This window comes from Paraburkholderia sp. (assembly GCF_034668105.1).
In the GTDB taxonomy this organism is placed as follows: Bacteria; Pseudomonadota; Gammaproteobacteria; order Burkholderiales; family Burkholderiaceae; genus Paraburkholderia.
This window is the reverse complement of the sequence record NZ_JAXDPY010000554.1, coordinates 1-8,531: the sequence shown is the minus strand read 5'-3', so window position 1 is coordinate 8,531 and position 8,531 is coordinate 1. Positions and strand designations below refer to the sequence as shown.

9 protein-coding genes and 2 pseudogenes are annotated in these 8,531 nt (G+C 61.6%); 6 read left to right on the top strand and 5 right to left on the bottom strand.

Going from position 1 to position 8,531, the window contains the following annotated elements; all coding sequences use genetic code 11:
- Nucleotides 1–197: pseudogene (locus QOC89_RS24550) on the top strand (alcohol dehydrogenase); the annotation flags it as partial.
- 27 nt (nt 198–224) lie between these two features.
- Here QOC89_RS24550 and QOC89_RS24545 read toward each other — a convergent pair.
- From QOC89_RS24545 to QOC89_RS24535, 3 genes and pseudogenes are all read right to left on the bottom strand, one after another.
- Nucleotides 225–596 (bottom strand): annotated as a pseudogene (locus tag QOC89_RS24545) (MFS transporter); the annotation flags it as partial.
- A gap of 294 nt (nt 597–890) precedes the next feature.
- Nucleotides 891–1,289: a DUF305 domain-containing protein gene (locus QOC89_RS24540; protein WP_323047384.1), complete on the bottom strand. Its 399-nt coding sequence runs from the start codon at nt 1,287–1,289 to the stop codon at nt 891–893.
- Nucleotides 1,290–1,403: 114 nt separating this feature from the next.
- A complete protein-coding gene (locus tag QOC89_RS24535) occupies nt 1,404–1,601 on the bottom strand; it encodes a heavy-metal-associated domain-containing protein (RefSeq protein ID WP_323047383.1) in 198 nt (65 codons plus the stop codon).
- 391 nt (nt 1,602–1,992) lie between these two features.
- On the opposite strand from QOC89_RS24535, the gene QOC89_RS24530 reads away from it, so the two are divergent.
- The 3 genes from QOC89_RS24530 (at nt 1,993) to QOC89_RS24520 (ending at nt 4,435) form a co-directional block, all read left to right on the top strand.
- The gene (locus QOC89_RS24530) at nt 1,993–2,970 is read left to right on the top strand and encodes a hypothetical protein (RefSeq protein ID WP_323047382.1); all 978 of its coding nucleotides are present in this window, start codon (nt 1,993–1,995) and stop codon (nt 2,968–2,970) included.
- 230 nt (nt 2,971–3,200) lie between these two features.
- Nucleotides 3,201–3,392, top strand: coding sequence for a hypothetical protein (locus QOC89_RS24525; protein WP_323047381.1), 192 nt, complete (start codon nt 3,201–3,203; stop codon nt 3,390–3,392).
- A gap of 20 nt (nt 3,393–3,412) precedes the next feature.
- Nucleotides 3,413–4,435, top strand: a complete 1,023-nt coding sequence (locus tag QOC89_RS24520) for a fimbrial protein (protein ID WP_323047385.1) — start codon at nt 3,413–3,415, stop codon at nt 4,433–4,435.
- Between the two features lie 79 nt (nt 4,436–4,514).
- Here QOC89_RS24520 and QOC89_RS24515 read toward each other — a convergent pair whose 3' ends face one another.
- Nucleotides 4,515–5,138, bottom strand: a complete 624-nt coding sequence (locus QOC89_RS24515; RefSeq protein WP_323047380.1) for an ABC transporter ATP-binding protein — start codon at nt 5,136–5,138, stop codon at nt 4,515–4,517.
- A gap of 12 nt (nt 5,139–5,150) precedes the next feature.
- On the opposite strand from QOC89_RS24515, the gene QOC89_RS24510 reads away from it, so the two are divergent.
- Nucleotides 5,151–5,348, top strand: coding sequence for a hypothetical protein (locus tag QOC89_RS24510; RefSeq protein ID WP_323047379.1), 198 nt, complete (start codon nt 5,151–5,153; stop codon nt 5,346–5,348).
- A 46-nt stretch (nt 5,349–5,394) separates the two neighbouring features.
- Nucleotides 5,395–6,705: an MFS transporter gene (locus QOC89_RS24505; RefSeq protein WP_323047378.1), complete on the top strand. Its 1,311-nt coding sequence runs from the start codon at nt 5,395–5,397 to the stop codon at nt 6,703–6,705.
- A gap of 171 nt (nt 6,706–6,876) precedes the next feature.
- Here the strand turns inward: QOC89_RS24505 and QOC89_RS24500 are convergent, their stop codons facing one another.
- On the bottom strand, nt 6,877–7,926 hold the full coding sequence (locus QOC89_RS24500) for an AraC family transcriptional regulator (RefSeq protein ID WP_323047377.1): 1,050 nt from the start codon (nt 7,924–7,926) through the stop codon (nt 6,877–6,879).
- Nucleotides 7,927–8,531: the final 605 nt, after the last annotated feature.

Here is an 8,531-nt window from a genome sequence, read left to right as displayed (position 1 = left end):
TCATCATAGGGCGCAATTCGGTGCAGGGCTGGCCGTCGGGTACATCGGCGGATTCCCAGGACACGCTCGCATTCAGTGCGTTATCGGGAATCAAACCGATGATCGAAGAATTCCCGCTGACAAAGGCGGCCGAGGCCTTCGACCGGATGATGAGCGGGGCCGCCCGCTTCAGGGTTGTGCTCAAGACGGGGCAATAAGCGCGCGATTGGCGCTCGCCTGTTGCATCATGCTTGCGTCGGCCGATTGTGCACGACCTGACCGAGTGCGGTGCAAGCAATCAGCAGCGAACCTGTGACGAAGAACACGGCGTGCAAACCGAGATGGACGGCGATCACTCCGCCGAGCAGCGGTCCGATGACCTGACCGGCGAATTGTGCCGACTGAAGATACCCCAGCATCGTGCCCGACTGGGGTTCAGTGGCCGCGTGCCGGACCAGTTTCGCAATCGACGGCAGCAATCCGGCCAGCGTCATACCCATCAAGCCGCGCAGCAACGCCAGTTGCCACCACTGCGTGACGAATGCTTGCGGCACCATCGCGAGTCCGGTCAACACGAGGCAACCGATAATCACGTTCCAGCTGCCGATCCGGTCCGCCGAGTTGCTGCACGTAGAGCGGCAGAAACGGCAGCAACATGCTCAGGCTAACGAGCGTGGTGAACGAGCCGAACACGCAGATGAACCGCTTCGCGTTCCGCGAGGGCAGGCCGTGCGGCTTTCGCGTGCAATGCCGGCGGCGGAACTGGTTGAGACGCTCGTGCGCGAGACTCGCGAAGCGCAAACCGCGACGGCGAGGTGATCACCCGCGTGAGATGTGGGTCGCCGTTATTTCGCGGTTTTCTGTTTCTGGTTGTATCGAGACCCTAGCGGCAGGTCAGGCCGCGCCGGTTGTCACTTCACACCGTGCTTCGCCTGCCAGCGCTGCATGAACGCGATCTCTTCGTGTTGCGCCTTGATGATGTTGCGGGCCAGGCGTTTCAACTCGGGATCTTTACCGTATTTAAGTTCCACCTGCGCCATTTCGACCGCGCCTTGATGATGCGGGATCATGTGGGCCACGAAGTCCTTGTCGGCATCGCCCGTGTAGGCGGGCGCCTCCATGTCCTGCATCATTTTCTCGTCGGCGTCCTTGAAGGCCTGGGTCGAGGCGCTCGACCCGGCGTCGGCCGACGCTGACATGTTCATGCCGGGCATCGACGCACTCTGCTGCGCATAGACAGGCGCCGTAGCGACAGCAAACGCAACGCCGCTGAAAAGACAAAGGGCACGGCATGCGTAAAGGTTTTTCATGTTGGATTTTCCGTTGGAGAAAGAGTGATATCGGGCGCCTATGATGGCGCGCCGTGATGCTGTCCTGAACAGGGAGGCGAGCTTGATCGATTTATATGACCTGACGCGATCCGCCTAGCCCTTGAGCGAAGGATGAAAGCCCGCCGCCTCCATGGCTTCGATGATGCGTGCCGTCGGCAACGTCGATGTGACCGCAACGATTTTGGCGAGGACATCGACGTCGAACTTCGCCGCGGGGTCGAGACTCGTCACTGCACGAGTAATCGCGTTGGCGCAGCCGCCGCATGACATATCCGGGATGCTGAATTCCATTTTCTGGCTCCGATGAAAGATCAAAACCGAAGCGTGGACCTTCCCACGGGGGGAAGGTCAAGCGTCCACATTCATCGCAAGCCTGTTTGTTTGCTCAATCGCTTCGCGGCTTGCTGACGCTGACTGCATGATCGGGATAACAAGCCTTGGTGTCCCCGCATGCGTATCTTCACGCAATCACAGCGAGGCAATTGAAATGACGCGCTGGAGCAGCTCGCCGCCGCTTTGCCTATCCAGGGAAATCCTTACCGAAGCTTTGTGCGCTAGCTTACGAAGACAAGCCAAATTTACTGGGCCAGACTTGTTTAGCTGTTATGCTGGGTCTTCCATACCTTCGTAGCAAACAGGTGCGTGCCATTTCAAAGAATACCTAATTCATTAGGAGCCGGGCATGTTGAGAAAGGTAGTCGATCGGGCGAAACAGATCCGACGCAGCGAAGGATTCAAGCATTCCGTGGCCACGCCGCGCCGGCTTTCGCTTCACGCTACACAGCGTTTGAACAGGGGCGTCTTTTCCATCGAGATTCGGGAGAACTCCGGGTTCTTCTCCGTGATGCAGATGGTCCTGTTCATTCTGATGTATTGCGACGAGAAATGCCTCAGGCCGAGCATTAGTGCCCGCGGTGGGCTGTATGGCGACGCCGAGGTAAAACTGGACTGGTTCTCCGCGTTCTTCGAACCCGTGCACGCTACTTCGAAAAAAGCGGTCACTCACAAGGTGAGAACCTCGACGGTCCGCGACCTGGTTCAGCTCGGCTTTCGTCAGCGTTATGAAGCCCGGCTTCGACTCAGCAGTGCAAGCGAACTCTTCTTCGCGCACTATCGACCGGCTACCCATATCTATGAAGAAGTCGACTCGATCTGCCAGACGCTCGGACTCGGCTCATCGACCCTTGGCGCGCATTTCAGAGGTACCGATAAAGCACTGGAAGCCGTGCCGGTTTCGTGGGGAAGCTTTTGCCGGGAGGTGGAACTGGCGCTCGCGGAAAACCCGCAACTCACTAATATTTTCATCTCGAGTGACGAACAGGCGTTTATCGATTTCTTTGTCGCGTGGCCATTCAGCAAGCCGGTCAAAGTAGCGCCGGCAAAATTGCTCGCTTGCGGCAACACGCCGATTCACTTTAGCGGCTATCCGGGACTCGAGATCGGTCGCGAAGCGCTGGTTTCGAGCCTGCTTCTGGCCAATTGCGGGTTCCTCGTGAAGACCCCGTCCTATCTGTCCGCATGGTCGAAGATATTCAACCCCTCCCTTCCTGTGAGGCTTGTCTCACCGCCGCGCCCGGAAGCATTCTGGTTCCCCGATAGCCGGCTCTGGCTCGAACAGGCCGCGCTCGAAAAAGCGGCTCAAACGGCTGAAGCGGCTTAGGCCGCATAAATCGCATCAGCGGCATAAGCGGCATCAGCGGCATCAGCGGCATAAACGGCATAAGCGGCATAAACGCCGGTCGTTTTCAAATGGCGGCACGATCCGCCTGAAAGTCTTCCAGCTGCGCCACGCCACTGCGCTGGCCCGGCGATCTCCCGCATCCTGCACACCGTCTTTGCGAAACCGCGCGAAGTATTGACGCTGCGTTTACGTAGCGTCTTCTACATTTCATGGTGCAAGAGTCCGTTGTGGAAGGCGCGTCGATCTATCTGCTTTATCTCATCGAAATCATCGTGTTCAGCGGTCTCGTCGCGGCCTTCGTGATTGACGTGCGGCACGCTTCGCCGCGCGCCTCGCGGCCGTCCATGAACGCGCCTGGCCCTATCGTAGAACGTCAGATCACGGTCGCGGACATTGACTGAGAGGAACGCATGAATAACGGATTCCAACCGCCGTTTCATCAGCCTGGCAGACCGGCGTCGAGCTCGCGAGCGACGACCGCATGCTGCCCGATTCGCTGCGCGGCTATGCGCCGCTGATTCGCGGCGGGGCGATGACCAATGCGCGCGTAAGCGTCACGCAGAACGGCAAGAAGCTGTACGAAACGACAGTCGCACCGGGGCTGCAGTCGTCGACCGTATCCGTGAACTGCCCATCGAATCCCGGCACGGTGGCGCCGTTCAACAACGGCTGGTATATGCAGTACCTTCCGCAGCTCACGAGCAGTGCGGTAGCGGGTGTGTGGAATACCGGCATCGCGGGGATCGGCATCAAGGTGGTGGACGTGACGTACGGCAACAAGACGATGTCCGCTCTGCCCGTCCCCAAGTGGGATGATTTCGGCGCGCCGATCACCACGACGGCTGCCTTCCAGGGTAGCTTCACGTTTACCTACCAGTTGGTGAAAACTGCCGCGCAAGTGACGGCGGGTGGCGCGCTCAACATTGCGCAGATGTTCACGCTGGTCAGCCATAACGTGCCGGCCAACGTAACCTCGCCGGCTCTCGTGACGATTTCGGTCAACAACACGTCGATTGTCGCGACTACGTGCACGGTGAGCACGCCATCAGTCAGCGTCACGCTGCCAACCGTCAATGCGAGTGCGTTGAGCCCCGTTGGCACGACGCTCGGCAACACGAACCTCAGCATCGGGCTGTCTTGCCAGGCGGGTGCGAACGTCTACGTGACACTGACCGACGCCACGAATCCCGGCAACACGACCAGCAATCTGACACTCGCGAGCGGGTCGACCGCGACGGGGGTCAAGCTGCGCGTGTTGAACAGCGGTGGATCGCCGGTCAGCTACGGCCCGGACTCGGCCGTAGCGGGCAATCCCAATCAGTGGCTGGTCGGTGCATCGGCGAGCACGACCCGCATCCCGTTGACCGCGCAGTACATCTCGACGGGGACGGCAGGGCCGGGTACGGTGAAAGGACTCGCCACCTTTACGATGAGCTATCAGTGAAGGCTGAAGATACGGCGGGTTGATTCGCCGGCGCGCGCGGTGTTGCCGCTGTTCGCACGTCCCGGCGAAGCGGAGCCGTCTAGCTTTGCGTGCGCAGGTCCGCAAAACTGATGGTTTTCGCGTCGCACGCTTGCGTGAAGGCCGGGTCGTAGCTCGAGAAAAACACCGTGCGGGTTTGCGCCAGTGTTCTGAACAGGTCGATCAGCACGCCGCGCCCGGAGGCGTCGAGTCCGCCGACCGGTTCGTCCGCGATCACGACTTTCGTCTCGCCGAGTACGGCCCCGGTCAGGAAGATTTTCTTGCGCGTGCCAAACGACATCTGTTCGAAGCGCTTGCCGAGATGCGGTTCGAGTCCAAAGCGCGCAGCAAGCTCGAGCGTGTGGCTGTCGACCGTTGTGTTTCTGTGCGCCGCCACGCGCTCCAGATACTCACGGCCGGTCTGGTCCGGATACGTGATGCAGTCTTCCGGCACATACGTGAGCACCGTTTGCGCCTCCTGCCGCGCGCTGCGCAGCGAATGGCCGCCCAGCCACACCTCGCCGGCGTCGAGCTCGATCGTGCCGGCGAGGATGCCGAGCAAGGTCGATTTGCCGCTGCCGGATTCGTCGTTGAGCGCGATACATCCTGCAATGCTGTTGTAATGCAGTCCCTGAAAGATGAGGCGTTCGCTATAGCGCTTGCTGAGGTTGTCGAATCGAAGCATGGAGTACGGAGGGTGTCGGCCGAAGAACGTGCCGTGACGTTTAGGGTGATCGCGATCGGCGTGATGCCGGGCGGCGCGAATGCTTCGGCGGGGTTGGCGTGGCGCAAGTGTAGCAGCGCGGTCCGCGTGGAGTTCCAGCGTGGGTTCCAGGTCGCGCATGCACGCGATGTTGAAGAAGGAAATACAATGCGTCTTTTGTCATCCTTCTGAATCCGCCGGCACGAATATGCCGGCGAGAATTCGTCGATCGCAATCCATGCAAACTGCTGTGCACAAAGCGGCTCAGCCGTCCCGCGCCGAACTCATGCGTACCGTCACGGCGATTATTATCGGGAACGCCTTTGTCGCGTACGACTTCACCGTCTACAGCTTTTCCGCGGTCATCATCGGTGATCTGTTCTTTCCATCGAGCAATCCCGCGTCGTCGCTGCTGCTCTCGCTCGCCACCTTCGGCGCGGGCTTCGTGATGCGCCCGCTCGGCGCGCTGATGATCGGCCACATCGCCGACAGCCGCGGCCGCAAAGCGGGCCTCGCGGTATCGCTCGCGCTCATGACGCTCGGCACATGGCTGATTGCGTGTTTGCCGGGCTATGCGTCGATCGGTCCTGCCGCGCCGGCGTTGATGGTGCTCGCGCGCCTGATGCAAGGGCTCGCGGCAGGCGGTGAAATCGGGCCGGCGTCGGCTTCACTGATGGAGACGGTCCCGTACAGGAATCGTTGTTTCATGGTGAGCTGGCGCGGTGCGAGCCAGGGTGCGGCCGCGTTCGCCGCCGCGCTGGTCGGGGCCAGCACTACGGCGCTGCTGTCGCCCGCGGCCATGCACGACTGGGGATGGCGCATTCCATTCGTGCTGGGTGGGCTGATCGGACCCGTCGGCTGGTACCTGCGGCGCCGGATGCAGGCATCCGCGCCGCAGCAGCGCGCGCGGCTCGGTCCGATGCGCATGTTCGCGGCGCATCCGCGTGCGATCGTCTGCGGCCTGTTGATGATGGCGGCGCCTTCGGTGGGCATCTACCTCACGGTCTTTTATATGCCGGCCTATCTGGTTCGTACGCTGCATCGGCCGGCGGCGATCAGCCTGCTGACGGCCTGCCTGTCGGGCCTCGTGATCCTCGTGGTGACGCCGCTCGTGGCGCGCGCGGCCGACCGTTGCGCGAGCCGCAAGACGCTGCAGTACGTGGCGCTCGTGGCGTCGCTGGCGGTTGCGTGGCCGGCATTCCGGGCGCTGGCGCATGGCGCGGGCGACGTCGCCGCGCTCGTCATCATCACGGCCTACGTGGCGCTTGCGGTCAACAATGCTGGCCCGAGTTCCGTGCTGGTAATGGAAGCGTTTCCGGCACATCGGCGAGCGGCCGGACTTGGGGTGATCTACAGTTTCGGCGTGGTTCTGTTCGGCGGATTTTCACCGCTCTTTGTGACGTGGCTGATCAGCCGCACAGGGGATCCGATGATGCCGGCGTGGTATCTGATGGCCGCGACCCTGCTTACACTCGCCGCGTTGAGGGCGTTTCCCGAACCGGAAGCGCGGGGTGCATGCGTTGCTTGCGCTTCGCCGCCGGCGGTTTGAACGCGGCTCAGCCAGGCGTTGTCAGGCCAGCTTGACCAGGCCCGCGTTATCAGGCCAGCTTGACCAGGCCCGCGCTATCAGACCAGCTTGACCAGGCCAGAGCTATCAGGCCAGAGCTATCAGACCAGAGCTATCGGGCCCGCGCTACCAAGGCCGCCTTACCAGGCATTATCAGGACTTACCTGGCGTTACCCCATACTGCCGCAGGCTCAACGCGCTTGCCCGCATATCCTGCGGGCTCATATCGAAGGCGCGCCGAAACGCGCGGGTGAAATCGGACGCGCTGCGGAAACCGAGTCCGAAGGCGATTTCCGCCACCTGAACATGCGGGAACCGAACCAGTTCGTCCGCCGCCTCCCGTAACCGGCGATTGCGGATATACGCACCGAGCCCGCCGTCGTGCTCGAACCAGCGATAGACGGTGGCGCGTTTCAGTTGCAATGCCTGAACCACGCTGGTCGGCGTGAGGTCGGCTTCGTGCAGATTGGCTTCGACGTAGCGCCGCACCTGGCCCATCACGGCGGACTGGAGCGCCGCCCGGCCCGCGCCTGTCAGGCGCGCGTCCTTCTGAAAGGCGGCGACCATCAATTGGGCGCCGGCATGTAATGCTTGCGCCGCGGCGCCTGGGTCGAGCGTGGGAATTTCCCGGGCGACTGCCGCCAGGTGGTCCAGTACGAGGCCGGTCAGCGGCGCACCCTGCTGGACAATGCGGCCGTGAATCGCCGCGCCGTCGCGCAGTTCCTCGTCCACGATCGCGGACGGTATGAACAGACTCAGAAGCTTGCAGGCGGGCCGTTCGGCCCGGAACGGCTGGTTCAGATCGAACGCGACGATGCCCCTCGCCGAGCTCGGCGCACTGCGTTTCTTACGCATGCCGCTCACGTGGCCGATTTCACCTTCCACGAACAGTTGAAAGACGTAATCGCGCCGCGAGTCCGTGGACACGCGTGCCACCGACCGTTCCAGCCGCATCGAATCCGTGCTGCAGTCGGTAAACACGATTCCGCCGACTGCATATAAATCGATCTCGCCGCGAAATCCGTGGACGATCTGATCGTTGGAGGGCGGAGCGTCGACGACGTGGCCCACGCGCTGGCGCCAGGCCAGAAATTGTTCGCCGGCGGCGAGCGCGTGCGTGCTGAAGCGGCTCGTGGAAACGGTGGCGCGCGATTCGGCTGCGGCGGCGGTAGCCAGGTGTTGCGGCAAGGTGCGCTGGTTCATGAATCCGTTACTGCGGGCAAAGGATGCGTTCCGGTGAGCCAGCGATGGTAACCAAATATTTAACCCGCTGTCGTCCAGAACTGAGACGGAGGGTAAAGCCTATCAAAAAACCTGCGATATCGTCGGATGGTTAGAGGCGAACCGCTTTCATCGACGGTGCAGACGAAGCCTGAAGTGGCGCCTTGGCGCCTGAGTCTGAGTCTGAATCTGTCGAAGGGCAGCGCTGCGAGAATCGGGGGTAGGTGCGGGAGCAGTAGACCGGTGCCATCAGGTGCCGGCAATAAAAAAAGAAGAACCTGAGAGTGCGGCGAAATACGGACGGGTCCACAGAGGCCCGCCGTTCAGTTGCGAAAACCGTCGGGTGCGTTGCCCAACGGACGTTTTGGGGGTGTCGCCGCAGGCGCCCCCGGACTTGGCCGAGCGACCGGCCGAGGATCGCCACGTAAGTGTCGACCTCGCCGGGCGCTCGCTCGGCGAATCCCCTTTGTCATAATTCATATACAACTGATCGCCACCAGCGCGCCTGGATGAACGTCGTCTAATTCCGCGTTTTTGCTGCAATTTTGACCGCTTTTAAATAGGGCTCGGTGAATTGCACGTATGCA

Bases quoted from the DNA above. Each gene is read 5' to 3' on its own strand.
- QOC89_RS24515 (WP_323047380.1), bottom strand. From the start codon at position 5,138: ATGCTTCGATTCGACAACCTCAGCAAGCGCTATAGCGAACGCCTCATC.
- QOC89_RS24525 (WP_323047381.1), top strand. From the start codon at position 3,201: ATGGTGCAAGAGTCCGTTGTGGAAGGCGCGTCGATCTATCTGCTTTAT.
- QOC89_RS24535 (WP_323047383.1), bottom strand. From the start codon at position 1,601: ATGGAATTCAGCATCCCGGATATGTCATGCGGCGGCTGCGCCAACGCG.
- QOC89_RS24505 (WP_323047378.1), top strand. From the start codon at position 5,395: ATGCAAACTGCTGTGCACAAAGCGGCTCAGCCGTCCCGCGCCGAACTC.
- QOC89_RS24530 (WP_323047382.1), top strand. From the start codon at position 1,993: ATGTTGAGAAAGGTAGTCGATCGGGCGAAACAGATCCGACGCAGCGAA.
- QOC89_RS24500 (WP_323047377.1), bottom strand. From the start codon at position 7,926: ATGAACCAGCGCACCTTGCCGCAACACCTGGCTACCGCCGCCGCAGCC.
- QOC89_RS24540 (WP_323047384.1), bottom strand. From the start codon at position 1,289: ATGAAAAACCTTTACGCATGCCGTGCCCTTTGTCTTTTCAGCGGCGTT.